The sequence below is a fragment of the Mucilaginibacter sp. 320_HR genome (assembly GCF_059691875.1).
Window position 1 is genome coordinate 187574 of sequence record NZ_JCAWAI010000006.1, and the last position, 15271, is coordinate 202844.

General features: G+C 44.3%; 14 protein-coding genes. 4 read left to right on the top strand and 10 right to left on the bottom strand.

What is annotated here, in order from left to right; all coding sequences use genetic code 11:
* Nucleotides 1-2 precede the first annotated feature (2 nt).
* Together AC59GT_RS19620 and AC59GT_RS19625 are read left to right on the top strand one after the other, a co-directional pair.
* On the top strand, nucleotides 3-1133 hold the full coding sequence (locus AC59GT_RS19620) for a lysylphosphatidylglycerol synthase transmembrane domain-containing protein (RefSeq protein ID WP_497239231.1): 1131 nt from the start codon (nucleotides 3-5) through the stop codon (nucleotides 1131-1133).
* Nucleotides 1134-1546: 413 nt separating this feature from the next.
* Nucleotides 1547-1837: a hypothetical protein gene (locus AC59GT_RS19625; protein WP_497239232.1), complete on the top strand. Its 291-nt coding sequence runs from the start codon at nucleotides 1547-1549 to the stop codon at nucleotides 1835-1837.
* Here the strand turns inward: AC59GT_RS19625 and AC59GT_RS19630 are convergent, their stop codons facing one another.
* From AC59GT_RS19630 to AC59GT_RS19670, 9 genes are all read right to left on the bottom strand, one after another.
* On the bottom strand, nucleotides 1838-2200 hold the full coding sequence (locus AC59GT_RS19630; protein ID WP_497239233.1) for a response regulator transcription factor: 363 nt from the start codon (nucleotides 2198-2200) through the stop codon (nucleotides 1838-1840).
* On the bottom strand, nucleotides 2197-3747 hold the full coding sequence (locus AC59GT_RS19635; RefSeq protein WP_497239234.1) for a PAS domain-containing sensor histidine kinase: 1551 nt from the start codon (nucleotides 3745-3747) through the stop codon (nucleotides 2197-2199). Before AC59GT_RS19635 ends, AC59GT_RS19630 begins: the two co-directional genes overlap by 4 nt.
* A gap of 517 nt (nucleotides 3748-4264) precedes the next feature.
* Complete coding sequence (locus AC59GT_RS19640) at nucleotides 4265-6004, bottom strand: phospho-sugar mutase (protein WP_497239235.1); 1740 nt, start codon at nucleotides 6002-6004, stop codon at nucleotides 4265-4267.
* Between the two features lie 195 nt (nucleotides 6005-6199).
* Nucleotides 6200-6754 carry a GNAT family N-acetyltransferase gene (locus tag AC59GT_RS19645; protein ID WP_497239236.1) on the bottom strand — a complete coding sequence of 185 codons (555 nt, stop codon included), beginning with the start codon at nucleotides 6752-6754 and terminating at the stop codon, nucleotides 6200-6202.
* Nucleotides 6754-7680 carry a hydroxypyruvate isomerase family protein gene (locus AC59GT_RS19650; RefSeq protein ID WP_497239237.1) on the bottom strand — a complete coding sequence of 309 codons (927 nt, stop codon included), beginning with the start codon at nucleotides 7678-7680 and terminating at the stop codon, nucleotides 6754-6756. The genes AC59GT_RS19645 and AC59GT_RS19650 overlap by 1 nt, the downstream gene beginning before the upstream one ends.
* Before the next feature lie 176 nt (nucleotides 7681-7856).
* A complete protein-coding gene (locus AC59GT_RS19655; protein WP_497239238.1) occupies nucleotides 7857-8339 on the bottom strand; it encodes a hypothetical protein in 483 nt (160 codons plus the stop codon).
* Nucleotides 8340-8414: 75 nt separating this feature from the next.
* Nucleotides 8415-8954, bottom strand: coding sequence for a YciE/YciF ferroxidase family protein (locus tag AC59GT_RS19660; protein ID WP_497239239.1), 540 nt, complete (start codon nucleotides 8952-8954; stop codon nucleotides 8415-8417).
* Between the two features lie 111 nt (nucleotides 8955-9065).
* Entirely contained in the window at nucleotides 9066-9428 is a 363-nt protein-coding gene (locus tag AC59GT_RS19665; RefSeq protein ID WP_497239240.1) for a response regulator, read from the bottom strand.
* A gap of 240 nt (nucleotides 9429-9668) precedes the next feature.
* Entirely contained in the window at nucleotides 9669-10556 is an 888-nt protein-coding gene (locus AC59GT_RS19670) for a MerR family transcriptional regulator (protein WP_497239241.1), read from the bottom strand.
* A gap of 181 nt (nucleotides 10557-10737) precedes the next feature.
* On the opposite strand from AC59GT_RS19670, the gene AC59GT_RS19675 reads away from it, so the two are divergent.
* Nucleotides 10738-11574, top strand: coding sequence for a phytoene/squalene synthase family protein (locus tag AC59GT_RS19675; RefSeq protein WP_497239242.1), 837 nt, complete (start codon nucleotides 10738-10740; stop codon nucleotides 11572-11574).
* Entirely contained in the window at nucleotides 11571-12095 is a 525-nt protein-coding gene (gene idi, locus AC59GT_RS19680) for an isopentenyl-diphosphate Delta-isomerase (protein ID WP_497239243.1), read from the top strand. Before AC59GT_RS19675 ends, idi begins: the two co-directional genes overlap by 4 nt.
* Before the next feature lie 282 nt (nucleotides 12096-12377).
* Here idi and AC59GT_RS19685 read toward each other — a convergent pair whose 3' ends face one another.
* Nucleotides 12378-15029, bottom strand: coding sequence for a DUF7133 domain-containing protein (locus AC59GT_RS19685; protein ID WP_497239244.1), 2652 nt, complete (start codon nucleotides 15027-15029; stop codon nucleotides 12378-12380).
* Between the last annotated feature and the right edge of the window lie 242 nt (nucleotides 15030-15271).

Sequence of the window (15271 nt, forward strand, 5' to 3'; positions counted from 1 at the left end):
TAATGGCACACCCTACGGATCAGGAGACAGTACAGGCAGAACAGCCGGAATTGGTAAAAGAAAACAAGCAAAAGGCTTTACAGGCCGATAAGCAGGAAGTTACCACCGTATTTAACAAATCTGTAATCATAAAAGGTGCCTTTTGGTTTGCGCTGATCACCGTGATCACTATTGCCGGTATTTTCTTTTATAACAACACCGGCGATACGGTAAAGGCCCTGTCGCACATATCTTACAAGTATATAGCAATTTGCTTTGTAATGCTTTTTGTGGACCTGATGCTGGGCAGCTGGCGCAACCACATTTACATTCGTAAACTGGCGCCCGCGGTATCACACTGGGTAAGTTTCAGGGCAAACGTAGCCAACATGTTTATGGGTGCGGTAACACCCGCACATGGCGGCGCAGGCCCGGCCCAAATATTTGTATACACCAGCAATGGTGTAAAGTTTATTGATGCATTTGCCGTAAGCCTTATTAACATGGGCGCTACGCTTATATTTATGCCGTTAGCCGGCTTTGTTGCCATTATGCTGATGGACACCAGTTCGGTAAGTAGTTTTGTACCGCAGATGCTGCGTTTTGGGTTCACCTTCTTCCTGCTTTTTCTTACAGCTTTTATGCTGGCTTTTTGGAAACCTTTGTGGGTGGGAGCGGCTATACGTAAAATAGCACATTGGCTGGCTGCCATATTTCCCAAACGTAAAGAGAAACTGCGCAACTGGGCCGAGAATTCTTTTACCAGCATCAGCAATTATCAGCAAACATGCAGTGTTATTGTAAGGCAGCACCCGTTCCTGTTCCCGCTTAGTTTGCTTATTACCACAGTACTTTACCTCAATAAATATTGCCTGCAATGGGTTATCCTGATGGGACTGGGCGTTAATGCCAACCTGGTGCAGGTTATCGCTTTCCAGGTGATTATTCAGTTCGGTATCTATTTTGCGCCCAGCCCGGGTGGCAGCGGTTTTGCGGAGGTGCTTATCTCCAAGCTGTTCGGTACCATTATCCCGGCTACGCTGCTGCCGATATTTACGCTGCTGCAACGCTCGTTCCTGCTGTTTTTCCCGGCAATGGTTGGCGCTTACGTGGTGATAAACCTGCTGCGCAAACAAACCATGAAGAAAGCGTAGTAAAGTACATTACGTTGTATTATTTCGAACGTTATTGCGAGAGACCAAATATTTTTCTTAAAACAGAATTGACAATGCTTATGAGGAATGGGTTCGCTTTATCCACGCCCAGTGGATGTTCATTTCTTTTGACACCAAAAGAAACGAACCAAAGAAAAGTGCCGGCTACGTTACGTTCTTTTAAAGTTAGTGCTTTAGCAATGCTTGTAGTACCCGAACGTTCCTGATGCCGGCTTTTTGAGTGATTGTTACGTCACTGCGCCATTTTCAGGCATAGATCAAACTCTCATCAGAAGGTCAACCCCAGGCACGAAATCGCCAGTTTACAGCTGAATCAACGCAATGCATAAACCGCAAAATGGCTTGCTAAACAACCCCGTAAAACTACCTGATTTGATTTTTTTCCATTGAGGATGTACATACGTGCCGTAATTTGGTACTATATGTACATCATGAGCAATGATTTCCCCCGAAAAGACGAGCCTGGTGCAACCGAGGAAAGCTATATACAACGGCTGTTAAACAGCACGTACAACCAGGAGAAAATTGATGCAGAACTGGAGCAAATACGGGAGCGTTTTGTAAGAGAAGATCGGCGGATTATCTGGTTTATCAGCAGCATATTAATTATGCTGGTAATAACACTCATCATATTCCTGCTATACTTTTACGGCACCCCGGATAAGTTGCCGTTTTCTAAATAACTAGTTCAGTAAAGCCTGTACCTTATCTATCAGTTTGTCTACATCAAATGGCTTAGCCACAAACTCGCTGGCGCCTGCGTCCGCGGCAATGCGCTGTCCTTCTGTACTTGCAGATATTACAATTACCGGCATATCTTTAGTACGCGGGTTTTTTCTTAGCGTACGCAGTACCTGATCACCTGATAAAACAGGCATCCAAAGATCAAGCAATACAAGGTCTGGCTGTTCTTTTTCTATAAGGCTGTAAATGTTCAGGCTATTACGTTCAGGTATAATGATGTACCCGCTGTCTTCCAACACCATTTCCAGCATATCCAGGATGCCCTCATCGTCATCGCAGATCAATATCTTCTTATCCGTCATACCGCGCTCCTCTCGCTTACAGGCAATGTGAAGCTAAATGTAGAGCCTTTCCCCTTTTCACTTTCCACCCATAATGATCCGCCATGATTTTTGATGATCTGGTCGCATATGTACAGTCCAATGCCCATACCCGGGAAGCGCTGCTGTATATCGCTTGCGCGGTAAAAACGTTCAAATATTTTTTGCTGGTCCTCCGGGCTTATGCCCATGCCATAGTCGGTAACAGAAACTTTAAGATAGTTGCTCACAAGTGATAAATAAACCAATATTTCGTCTCGCTCCGGAGAGTACTTTATGGCGTTAGATAAAAGGTTGCTCATCACCTGTACCAGGTGCGATTCATCGCCTACAAAGTTGTTAGTGGTTTTTCCCTTAATAACAATCCGGTGCGATTTGTTTGCGGTCTGTAGTCCGTCCACCGTTTCGCGCACCATCTTATCAAAATCAAACGCCTCTTTGTGCAGCTCTATATTACCTGTTTGTATGCGCGATACATCCAGCAGTTCTTCTATAAGGTTATTGAGCCTGTCAATATAAGCGCTGGTTTTGTTTACTACACCTTTGAATTTTTCGCTGGCACCATCAGGCATCAGGCGTTCCAGCATAGAAACGTAACCCTTTATAGTAGTTAATGGGGTTTTAAGCTCATGACTGGCTATGGACAGAAAATCATCCTTGCGGCGTTCTATCGACCGACGCTCAGTTATGTCCTCAATCGCTATCAAAATACGATCTTTAAACTGACCCTCTAACTCAACCCGGTGTGCGTTAAGCAGCATTATCTTTTTGCCGATATGCGGAAAATCGTGCTCTACTTCAAACTCTATTACTGGATTATTAGTCGGCAAAATTTTCTCCAGCAATTCTTTAAACTTGGGTATGTTCCACTGCCCGTTACCAAGCTGGTATAGCTGTTGACCCTCTGTTTCTTCGCTGGAAACCTTAAAGGTACGCAGAAAGTGCTCGTTAACGCTTAATACGGTATAATCAGAATCCAATACAATCAGGCTTTCGCGTACTGTTTGCACAATACTGTCCAGGTACTCTTCACTTTCTCGTAAAAGGCGGGTGCGCTCTTCAATGCGCCTTTCCATTTTATCCTTTTCCTGCCGTAGTTCCTGTTCTACCTTCTTGCGCAGGGTGATGTCGTTTTGTACACCAATAAAGTAAGCAACTTCGCCTTGTTCGTTGTGTATGGGCGACATATACAGTTCGTTCCAGAATAGTTCTCCGTTCTTGCGGTAATTACGCACCTCTACAACGCAAGTCTCGCCGTTTGTTACTGCATCGCGCATTATTGTCCGCTCCTTTTGGTTGCGGTCGTCCATCTGCAAAAAGCGGCAGTTGTGGCCTATTATCTCCCTGCGGTCGTACCCGGTTATGCGTTCAAAAGCCTCGTTGCAATAAATTATGGGATTGTCGGGCTGCTGATTATCTGTGATGATAATACCCGATATAGATGCATTGACCGCTTTTGTGAGCAGTTCAAAATCTCTTTGTAAAGTTCCATTGGAGAACGAAAACGCTCCATCTTGTGTAATATCCAAGGTGTAATTAGTATATAAAGCAGGGCGTTACCTGCCCTTAAAGGACCTGTACTAATTAGGGGATATGCTGTGCCGCGTAAAGGCGGTGCAACATATAATCTGCTAAACTAAATAAAATGAGATAAAGTTTTTTGCTTTGTAGTGTATTTTTTTACACAAATAATGAATATTCCACAGCGGGTAGAAGATGAATAAAAGCTGTTTAACGACTGTTTAAGACTACGACAGATGGACGTAATTCTGCGGGATAGAATCTCTAAAGCTTTATTTCAGGTAGTCGGCAACGAGGTGCATTTTTACCTGTAATATCACCTATTACTTGCAAATAAAATTTTAAATAGCCGATTTTTTTCGTGTGATTTTTGAAGAACTCTGCGTTAAATTTTTTACAAAAAGTGCTTTCCGACTGCAAATTCCCGCTTTTTACGAGGGTTTACGCTAAACGGTAAGCAGGTGTTCAAAACGGTGTTCAACAAAAAAAGCTGAACACTTTTGAACACCTGCGCGCTTTATGGCACTATTCTACGCCAAGGTCGGTCATGATCTTTTTGATCTTCTCGTCGAGCTGTTTATCAGCTTCAGCATAGGCTTCTTTGCTTTCCAGTTTGCCGTTAACGCTGCAATAGAACTTAATCTTCGGCTCGGTACCAGATGGGCGTGCCGAAATGATGCTGCCGTCCTCTGTAATAAACTGCAGCACGTCTGATAATGGCAGATCGATTGGTTTGGTGGTATTGCTGGTAAGGTCGGTTTCTACACGCTTTTCGTAATCTTTAAGCGTAATCACCTTAGATCCACCCAATTCACTTGGCGGGTTATTGCGGAATTTCTCCATCATCGCCACGATCTCTTCGGCACCTGTTTTACCCTTTTTGGTTAAAGAGATCAGTTTTTCTTTATAGAAGCCATACTCTATATAGGTTTCCAGCATGGCATCAAACAAACTGCTGCCTTTATCTTTGTAAAAGGCGGTCATCTCAGAGATGAAAGCTGCCGATACTATAGCATCCTTATCGCGAACCAGCTCGCCTACGAGGTAACCGTAGCTTTCTTCGCCGCCGCCGATAAAGGTTTTCTGGCCCTGGTACTTGGTTATCAATTCACCTATGTATTTAAAGCCGGTAAGCGTGTTGTAGAATGTAACGCCTTTAGCCTTAGCTATCTGCTCTATAAGGTTGGTGGTTACAATGGTTTTAACAATGTATTCGTTACCTGTAAGTTTGCCTTTTTCTTGCCATGCGGTGAGCAGGTAGTTAATAAGCAAACTTCCGGTTTGGTTACCATTAAAAAGGATAAACTCGCCTTTGTTGTTCTTAACCGCAATACCAACACGGTCTGCGTCCGGGTCGGTTGCCAGTACAAGGTCAGCATCAGTTTCCTGAGCTTTCTTTATGGCGAGAGTTAGGGCTTCTTTTTCCTCCGGGTTCGGATAAACCACGGTAGGGAAGTTACCATCAGGAGTGGTTTGCTCATCAACTAAAATAACGTTCTCAAATCCGAACAGTTGTAGTGCTTTAGGCACTAAGGTTATACCTGTACCGTGGATAGGAGAGTACACGATCTTCAAGTCCTTTTGGCGTTTAATTGCGTCCGGCGAAACAGAAAGCTTCACTATGCCATCAAGATACAGTTGGTCTATCTCTTCACCAATTTCTTCAATATTGGCATCAACACGATTAAACTTAACGTCATCTACGCTCTTGATTGCTGCAACTTCATCCATCACGGCTTTATCGTGCGGAGCAACGTACTGGCCGCCGTCGTCACCGTAAGCTTTGTAGCCGTTATACTCTTTAGGGTTATGAGAAGCCGTAAGCATCACACCACTCTTACATCCAAAATGGCGTACCGCGAATGATAACTCCGGCGTTGGCCTTAAAGCGTTGAAAAAGTAAACATGAATATCATTAGCAGAGAAAACCTCAGCGGTAATACCCGCAAACAGGTCAGAATTGTTGCGGCTATCATGCGCTATGGCCACCTTGATCTTTTCGCCGGGATAGGTTTTTTTGAGGTAATTTGCCAGGCCTTGCGTTGCCGAGCCTATTGTGTATTTGTTTATGCGGTTAGTACCAGGGCCCATTATACCACGTAAGCCGCCCGTGCCAAATTCAAGGTCGCGGTAAAAAGAATCCGTTAGTTCGGTATAGGCTTTGTCGTCCAGCATTTTTTGAATTTGCTGTTTTACGTCGGCATCATAGTTTCCTTCAAGCCATGAATTGACTTTCTGGAGGATGGTTGGGTCTAGTTCCTGCATAGTGGTATTTGTATTTTTCGGTTATTAAAGTTGTGAAATCAAATATGATAATAAAAATGTATTTAATAAGCAACGAGGTACATTCCTCAGTGCCAATAAACATATGGTTTACTAAATAACCTGCAAGGCCATTTTGTTTATCTATTTGTTAATTAATTAGCGGGCAAAATTCAGCTAACGATGGTTGCTGTATTCTCAGTAATTGTGTTGCATATGGTAATGCTGCCCTCCTAAGAGGCGTTTTTTGCCGCAAATAGTAAAGCCCATGCTTGTATAAAGCTTTTGAGCTTTATGATTATCAACATCTGCCAGTAAACCTACAACAGCATGGCCGTTGGCAGCTGCTTTTTCAAATGTGCTTTTGAGCAACTCTTTTGCTATCCCTAGTCCCTGGTATTGCGGATATACTGCAAGGCAATCAATGTAGAACTCACCGGCAGACGTTTCATCTTCAGGTGTGCCCTCAAAGCCCAGTGTTCCGCGTATATAATCAAGAAAGCGGCTGCGGAGCACATCCAATTGTGCGCCGTCATACCCAATGATCATCCCTCTTATTGTATCTTCTTCTGTATCAACTAAAATGTTCTCGTAGCTATACTGGTTTAACGGTTCTCTTATAAAACGCTCAAAAAGCGCTCGTATAGCGTCGGCATCATCTGTATTAGCAAACTTTGCTGCCAGCGGACCCATCGCCAAAATTATCAAAGGGGCAATCTGCGGAGCGTCATCGGGTTGGGCTTGTCGTATCATTATAAGAAGCTGTCTGCCTCACGGTAAGCCTGTATCAGCGCGAGCTCGCCAGCTTTGCCTTTCCCGGCAATACCATGTTCCATGCCTACTACCCCTTTGTAACCTTTGTTGTAGATGTGCTTAAATATATTTTTATAGTTTATTTCACCAGTACCGGGTTCGTTGCGGCCGGGGTTATCGCCAACCTGGTAGTAGCCAATTTCATCGAATGCCCAGTCAAGGGTAGTGAGTATATTGCCCTGGTTACGCTGTACGTGGTACATGTCATACAATATTTTGCAGGATGGGCTGCCTACGGCTTTACATATCTCGAATCCCTGGTCCGGCGTGCGCAGAAAAAGATTTGGATTATCGCTTAGAGGCTCCAATACCATAACAATGCCGTGAGGCTCTAAAATAGCGACTCCTTTTTTGATGGCTTCAATAACATTACCCATTTGTATTCCTATGGGCAGGTTTCGCTGGAAATCGCCAGGAACAACTGTTACTAATTTGCTGTTAATTCGCTTGGCTACTTCTACGGCCTGTTTACACGACTTAATAAAGTTATCTACCTGGTCGCTTTTACCCGTAGCCAGCATATTACCATCGTTACTCAAGCCGGGCTGCACAAACACGCCCATTGCCATGCCTAATTTTGCCAGGGTATCGCCTATCTTCTTTTGCTGTTCTACCGGCCGACCAGACATTCCGTTGTCTTCAATCGCCCTGAAACCCTGGTCGTACGCAAATTTTATCTGATTAATAAAGTCATCACCTGCATGGTTTTTAAACATGCCATCGTGAATGCCGTAATTTAAATTGAACGGTTTGCCGGCCATAATATCTTCAGCCGGTTTGCTGACGGCATTTGCTTTTACAGCATTGCCTGCAAGCAGCGATGCACCTGCCATGAGCGAGCTTTGCATGAAGTTTCTGCGTTTCATGTTTGGTAAGTTTGGTACGGCAATATAGGCGGAATAGATGAGCCGTCCAAAGTGTGCCTTACTTACCTGTTTCCATATGAGGAGCTTTCGACGTATCGCCACTTGGCAGCTCGCGAACCGATAACTTCTTGGAAAGCGGTTAGCTAATGCGCCTGAAAAGGTTTTCTGCAGTAGTGCTACCTATCAGTTTTTGCCGAGGCAGCCTGTTTGCGTTTACTATCTCTAATAAGCTGGTAAGTAAGTGTAGCGAATATGGCAAAGACTACATGTGCAGGTATACGTTGCTGGTAATATTTGTTGTAGTTTATCCATGGTGCCAGCGGGTGTGCTTTAAACGTTCCTTTCCATATCAGCGCACCGGCAATGCCGCTTATACCGCCAATAATCAGAGCTGTTTTGAGGTCGGCTTTAATTTTCCCTGCCTCCCAGAGCTCCACGTATATGGCCGCGAAAACAACCCCCATAGCGTAATGAGCGCCCCAACCGGCAATGGTTAGCCACTTTTTATCCAGCGTAGGCACAAGCCTTTTTACCATGGTTTGTAGATGGTCGGGCTCGCGAAAGTTTTCACCTGTAAAATAGGAGTGAAGCGCACTGTAGGCGGTCATGAAGTTGGTACCCATAAAGGCCGACAACAAAGTTTTTTTTAGCTGATCCATGTGTTCACTTGTTTAAAGTAAAAATGCCGGAGCGCTAAAAATGTTTGTTTACAAGAGTAGTAGAGCTGGAATTTCCTAGGCACCCGTGCTGGACACGATATATTTGGAGCCAATAAGCAGCAATAGCGTACGGTCGGCTTTTGCTTCGTCGTAATTTTCTCTAAGCAGTTGTTTTATCTGTTTGTTCCTGAGCTTAACGGCAGCCATTTGCAAAACCTGGAACGACGCCATTTCCAGGCTCTCTATATTTTGAAGATAGAACACGATAGACATATCGCGCAGTTCATTTTCTTTAGCATGTTTTTTTATGTCTTCAAAAGCATCGTCAACAAGGCCGGCAAGCCCGCCGCAATTTGCATTATTAGGGCTGGAGTCCAGCAACTCATAAATAACTTCCATGCGTGCCATTTGCCGTTCTACATCCTCTATAGTTTCACGAACGGCTATCTTAAGATCTGCAAAGTGAGCTTCCTCTTTAATAGTAGGCAGATGGTTCACCAGGTGTGCTTTTGCAGAATAAATTTTATCGAGGTGGGAGAGGAAAAATCCCCGTAATTTTTTTGAGCCGAGGCTTATTTTCTTTCTTGGTTCGGGCTTATTTGTATCGTTGCTCATGTGACCGGCTTATACTATGTTGTATGTAGGTGAATTATCTGTTTATTAAAAAAGTAATTGCTTTTTATGTGGCAATTTTTACGGTAAAACGCAAAATGAAGTTTGAAAATTTTACAGAAGGTGCTTATTTACCTGCATTGTCATTTTGAAGATATCAAACGGCTTTGGTATGAAACCGTCTGCACCGCATTGTTTAGCTAACGAAGCAAGGTCGTGCTCACCCGAAACAAGTATAACCGGCAACTTTAAATCTGGATAGAGCGACTTTATTTCGGCACATATTTGCAGCCCGTTTTTAGTGCTGCCTTTTATCCTTACATCTAGCAATACAATGTCCGGGTGGATAACAGATATATGATCCGCTGCCTCGCTGGTATTTGAAACTACCACATCATACCCTTCATCCTGGAACACTATATTAAGTATTTCCAAAATATCCTCATCATCGTCAATTATAAGTATCCGTTTCGCCATCTCGTTTAATTCTCTCAAGCATTACAAATACCATTCCGTAAAGGCTTGATAAACATTAATTAAGCTTTAATTTCGTTATAAGATATTAGATTATCGTTCTAATTTTTAATGGTTATAATTTTAAGCTCACAACTTTAAGCTCATTTAAAAATGTATGCTTAAAACCTGCGTTTTGTTTAATTTTAAGTACAATGCGTTAGACAAAGTAAAGCACTTTAACTTTAAGTTGCAATAGTGTTGTTATGCTGCGGATTTTTGAAGTAAAGAAACCAGATCGGCAACTGAATAAAAGTCTTTCCCAAAGTCGCTTATCTCCCCTGTAATCAATCTTCCGGTAAAATATACCGGGATGCCAGGCAGGGCTTTTCTTAGTAGGTGTGCATAGTCCGGCAGCGATAAAGCATTAAGAGATGTGGTCATGCCGGTAACAACCACATTTGGCTTACAGGTTTCTGCAACAAGCGGCAGGCTTTCCAGCGGAACGGATTGGCCGAGGTAAATTGTACGGTACCCGCGTATTTTAAACGCGTAGTTGTAAAACAGCAAACCAATCTCGTGAAGCTCGTTTTCGGGTAAAAGCAACAGTACCAGCTCCGCTGCCCGGGCGTCGCTTGTCTTGATAGCATCCGTAGCGGCTATTATCTTCTGCCTGATCAGGTTAGAAAAAAAATGTTCCTGCGCGGGGTTAATTGATCCCGTTTGCCACATAACCCCTATTTTCTCGAAAAAAGGGAATATAACGTTGATGAACGCTTTCTCGAACCCCATCTTTAGTAAGATGCTCATGAACGCATGATTGAACATTGCCTCGTTCATTTCTATCAGGCTCAGTAAAAGGTTCTCCTGCACAGCTTCCGTTCCGTCACCAGTTAAAGTAACAGTGGACATGTGGCCGGCTATATCCGCATCAGACATGCCGGCTATAGCAGAGATCTTGTAGCCGTTCTTATTCAGCAAACTGATGTTAAGGATATGCCGTAAGTCGTCGTTGGAGTAAAACCGGATGTTGGCGTTTGTACGGCTGGGCTTAATTATATCGTAACGCTTCTCCCATATGCGGATAGTATGGGCCTTAATACCGGAAAGTTTCTCCAGGTCACGAATAGAATAGCGGGCGGTAGTGCTCATTAGGCGGTAGATCCGTACAGGTGGTTTGCTGTTGCTAAATTAAATTAAAAATTTAAACAATGTTCTTTTATGCAAAAGTAAATTGAACTATTTTGTTTAACTTTTTACAAAAAACATTAAACAAAATATTATGTTTGTAAAGCAGGCTCAACTTAAAACAGAAGGGTTTACTAAATAATATATGAAAGCGCTCTTTGACCAGATAAGTACAACCTGCAGTAAGCTGGTTACACGTACTTACAGCACATCTTTTTCGCTCGGAATAAGGCTGCTTGACAAACGCCTGCAAACCCCTATTTATAATATCTACGCCTTCGTTCGCTTTGCCGACGAAATTGTTGATTCATTTCACGGCTATCCTAAAGCAGCACTGCTGAAAGATTTCCGTTCGCAAACTTACGCGGCACTTGAAATGGGTGTTAGCTTGAACCCTGTGCTGAATAGCTTTCAGCATACCGTACGCAAATACGGTATAGACCAGGTGCTGATAGATACCTTTTTGGATAGCATGGAAATGGACCTTAACCAGCAAACCTATTCTCGCCGGTTGTATGAACAATATATACTAGGTTCGGCAGAAGTAGTGGGTTTGATGTGCCTGCGCGTATTCTGCGAGAATGACAACGAGCTTTACGAACGTTTGAAGATACCGGCCATGAAACTGGGTGCTGCTTTCCAGAAAGTGAATTTTTTACGTGATATTAAAGCCGATTCTCTGGATCTGGGACGGATGTACTTTCCGGGTTTACAGATCAACAGCTTCGACCGAAAGCATAAGAGATTAATAGAAGAAGAGATAGAAGCAGATTTTGAACAAGCGCTTGTTGGAATACGCGGACTGCCTAAAACAGCACGCAAGGGCGTTTACCTTGCATATACCTACTACTGGGTGCTTTTTAACAAGATAAGAAGGTTAGAGCCCGCGCACGTGATGAGTGCAAGGGTGCGGGTGTCTGACAGGTATAAGTTTGGATTGCTGTTAAGAGCGCTGATACTACCCCAGGTAAAACTATTATGATGCAGGAATATGACCAGGTAATACTGGTGGACAGTGAAGACCGGGAAACCGGTGTAATGGAAAAGATGGAAGCGCACCGAAAGGGCTTGCTGCACCGGGCGTTCTCTGTAATTGTATTTAACGACGAAGGGCAGATGCTGTTGCAGCAGCGTGCGTTAAGTAAATACCACTCTGCCGGGTTATGGTCAAACACCTGCTGCAGCCACCCTCGCCCCGGAGAAGAAACACATGCCGCTGCAAGGCGGCGGCTGTTTGAAGAGATGGGGTTTGTTTGTCCCCTTGAAAAGGTATTTACTTTTACCTATCGTGCCGGATTGGAAAACGGGCTCACCGAACACGAAATAGATCATGTATACCTCGGAAATTATAATGGTATACCTGAAATTAATGCGGAAGAAGCTGATGCGTGGCGCTACGCCGACTTAGAAGAGCTAACAGCAGATGCTGCCGCAAACCCCGACCATTACACTTACTGGTTTAAAGTACTGCTAAAAGAACTTACCGTACGCGATTTGATCTAACCGTAATGTTTTTAGCAAGGGGTACCGTTAGTGTACTGTTTATACAAAAATTTGCTGTCCCAAACTGTCCCAAAGCCGGTGTTTATGGCATAGTTTGTAAAATGAGAGGATTTCAATATAACAGCCTGTCATAAAGACTTATAGATCTTTTTATTAAAGCTTTTGTACTGTCCCGCACTGTCCCGCTTGGATTGGGTAATCCGTTCGAAAACAAATAGATAACGTTTTTAGGTGTCCCGGGTGTCCCGCTTAAAGAGCGGGACACCTTAGAACAATGTTATCCTAGTTTTTCTGTTGAGAAAGGAAGGTCACGAGGGATGCAAACTCTTCGTACGATAGTGCATTTGCCAACCCTGTTGGCATCATGGACGTCTTCATCTCTTTACGTGAAATAACATCCGACTTTTTGATGGTGTAAACATTACCACCTATATCGCGCATTACCATCTTCTGAGCCGAATCTTCGGTAACAAAGCCGGTATAGCTCTTATTGCCTTTAGCAGTCACCATTACGGTAGCAAACCCTTGTGATATGGATGCGTTTGGCTTTAATATCGATTCGGCTATTTGCTGGCGGGTCATGATAGAGCCTATCTGGCCCATAAACGGCCCTTTAGGTTTTTGCGCCCTGCTAAGGTTGTGGCACGCAATACAGCCCTGTTGAGCAAACAATGCCTTGCCTTTTATCGGGTCACCCTTTATCTTAGCTAAAGCGAGCATTATATCTTCTATGGACGATTTACCTATTTGCCCTTTTTTATTCCTGATCTTGTCTAAGTCAACCTTTACTTCCTTGGAAGCTAATACTTTTTCTTCGCCGCCAAACGCCGGGATACCCATTTGATTGCGTGCATTCAGGTCAGCAAAAAATGTTTTTCCTGCAGCATCAGACTTGGCGCGAACCGCTGTAAGGAAGGTTTTTATCTTAGGCGACGAATCCCATAGCACGGCATTGTAATACGGGCCATGTGAATCGGGCCGGGTACTCCACCACCATGAACCATCATAGTCTTTTTCTTTCCTGTACAGCCTGCCGAGTGTTGTAAGTATTTGCTTCTTAACTTTCTCGTTTTTAACACGTGCATAAGCCGATATTAAGCCGCTTACTGCTTTATCGTCGTGCATGTACCGCAAGGCCCAAAGCGCAAGCGTGTTGTTTTCTGTTCCGATAGCATTTACGCAGGCGTTTACCGCGTTGAGGCTTACGAGTGCCCTTACCGCTAAATGAGCAGGCACTATTGCGGAGTTTGGCTTAGCATGTGGGCCTTCTGCTTCTTTGCCGGGTGCTACAAAACTTGCAGGTACTTTAGTTTGCATTAGCGCCTGTGCAATTTCAGGTCTGTTGAGCCTGCCAAGGCCAATGATAGCTGCCGCCTGTACCCGTGCAGATGTATCCTTAAGGCCATTTATAAAAGGCTCAGTTGGTACATCTCGGAGAGACGCTTTTCTGTCGCTTAGCGCGCGCAGTGCAAACTCTTTCATTTTAACGTCGCTTGTCAACTTCACAAGCGACGGAATGCCTTGAACACCGGCAATCTGGGCGTAGGTATACAATGCTGCCACACGCCCGTAAAGCGGCTGATTAGCTTGTTGTGCAATATTTAAACACGCTTTAGCAGCTTCATCTGCCGGGCGAGTTAATAGTTCCTGTGAGGCGTTTATCCTGGCAACCGCGCTGCTTGAGGTAAGCATGCGCGCCAGGTCCTGAATCGAAGCCGCTTTTAGGTTTGGAAAGGATTTGTACGTCCAGCCTGTTGGTACAGCCCGTAAAACGTATCCTTTATCCGGTGCACCCTCGTACCCTGCGCCATCCCAGGCAGATAGGTATAATCTTCCGGAGCCGTCCACGTCAAGGTCAGTTATCTGCGACAGGTCAATAAAGTTTTCTTCTTTTTGAGTAAAGCTGGCACCGCTTGGCGTAACCCGGTGTATGAATAATTCATTTCTTCCCCAGTCTGCCATCATGGGCACGTGGTTGTATTTTGCCGGCCATGTATCTTCATCCATAAAAAGGCACCCAGTTCCGGAGCCACCGCCAAGGTCTGCCAGGGCGGGGATAATTTCATCAGTGAAATGCTGGAATAACAGCGGGTAGCCATATTCTGCAGATTGTATATGATGAGAGAACCTGATGTTCCATCCGCCGCCATCATTGGTGTTATCGCGGGTGAATATGTTCATGTAAGGGTCAATAGCAACATCATATATGTTCCGGGTACCGTGGCTGTAAATCTCCATTTCGGTACCGTTGGGCCGTACACGTACTATACCGCCACCCAGCATAGTAAGCTTTTTTCCGCTGCGGTCAATAGCATCGTGAAAGCCAAAATCGCCTACAGCAATGTATATCCAGCCATCTATGCCTAGCCTTATGCCATTGGTGGCATGGTCGGTACCGCGTTCTGCCAGCATGTTAGGGTTGCTGATGTGTTCTATTAACGGCTTAGAAGGTCCGTCAGCTACGCCGTCTTTGTCCTTGTCTTCAAACACCACCAGGTCCATGCCAGTAGCAGTGTGAGTTTCGGGAGAGAAGATGGTGTGCAGTACATAAACTTTATCTCCGATGATCTGGATGCCCCGGGGATTGTCAACTTTGGCAAACTCGGTATGGCTGTCCAGCTTTCCGTCGTTATCTTTATCTACAAGCCGCAGGATACGCCCTTTGCCCGGCGCTTTTCCAAGCGAGCCCATCATATCTACACCCACATAAACTTCGCCTGTTGCTGCAGTAGCTAAACAAGCTGGACTGGGGGTAAGGTCGGGCCCGGTAAATGGGGTAACCGTTAAACCATCTGGCCAGTTGGCCTTAACGGGAAACTTGCCCTGATTTTCCTTTTTGGCTGATGTATTACTTACCGGCGTACGATCACCTAAAAAGGTAATTACGCTCAGGAAAGTGGAAATAAAAAGTAGTGTAAAAGAGAATTTAAACATGAGATTATTGGCGTTTTAACAAACAGAACAGCAATAATAATTATAAAAAAAGTATATCTTTTATAAATGTAGAATGCCTGCTGTACAGCTTCTTTGCTGTTTGGTGAAGTTTTGCCTCACATGTTAATTTCAGGGGGGGGATTCTTTTTTAGCGGCGGGGGTAAAATGAGAATTGCCGTCGAAATGCGCTTTTCTGCGCCTTTTTTGGTAACATCTTTTTTACATATGCCAGGCACTGAATA

What these genes read in the sequence shown, in the direction of transcription:
- AC59GT_RS19620 (WP_497239231.1), top strand. Translation starts at nt 3, where the DNA reads ATGGCACACCCTACGGATCAGGAGACAGTACAGGCAGAACAGCCGGAA.
- AC59GT_RS19685 (WP_497239244.1), bottom strand. Translation starts at nt 15,029, where the DNA reads ATGTTTAAATTCTCTTTTACACTACTTTTTATTTCCACTTTCCTGAGC.
- AC59GT_RS19675 (WP_497239242.1), top strand. Translation starts at nt 10,738, where the DNA reads ATGAAAGCGCTCTTTGACCAGATAAGTACAACCTGCAGTAAGCTGGTT.
- AC59GT_RS19665 (WP_497239240.1), bottom strand. Translation starts at nt 9,428, where the DNA reads ATGGCGAAACGGATACTTATAATTGACGATGATGAGGATATTTTGGAA.
- AC59GT_RS19670 (WP_497239241.1), bottom strand. Translation starts at nt 10,556, where the DNA reads ATGAGCACTACCGCCCGCTATTCTATTCGTGACCTGGAGAAACTTTCC.
- AC59GT_RS19660 (WP_497239239.1), bottom strand. Translation starts at nt 8,954, where the DNA reads ATGAGCAACGATACAAATAAGCCCGAACCAAGAAAGAAAATAAGCCTC.
- AC59GT_RS19650 (WP_497239237.1), bottom strand. Translation starts at nt 7,680, where the DNA reads ATGAAACGCAGAAACTTCATGCAAAGCTCGCTCATGGCAGGTGCATCG.
- AC59GT_RS19625 (WP_497239232.1), top strand. Translation starts at nt 1,547, where the DNA reads ATGTACATACGTGCCGTAATTTGGTACTATATGTACATCATGAGCAAT.
- idi (WP_497239243.1), top strand. Translation starts at nt 11,571, where the DNA reads ATGATGCAGGAATATGACCAGGTAATACTGGTGGACAGTGAAGACCGG.
- AC59GT_RS19645 (WP_497239236.1), bottom strand. Translation starts at nt 6,754, where the DNA reads ATGATACGACAAGCCCAACCCGATGACGCTCCGCAGATTGCCCCTTTG.
- AC59GT_RS19640 (WP_497239235.1), bottom strand. Translation starts at nt 6,004, where the DNA reads ATGCAGGAACTAGACCCAACCATCCTCCAGAAAGTCAATTCATGGCTT.
- AC59GT_RS19630 (WP_497239233.1), bottom strand. Translation starts at nt 2,200, where the DNA reads ATGACGGATAAGAAGATATTGATCTGCGATGACGATGAGGGCATCCTG.
- AC59GT_RS19655 (WP_497239238.1), bottom strand. Translation starts at nt 8,339, where the DNA reads ATGGATCAGCTAAAAAAAACTTTGTTGTCGGCCTTTATGGGTACCAAC.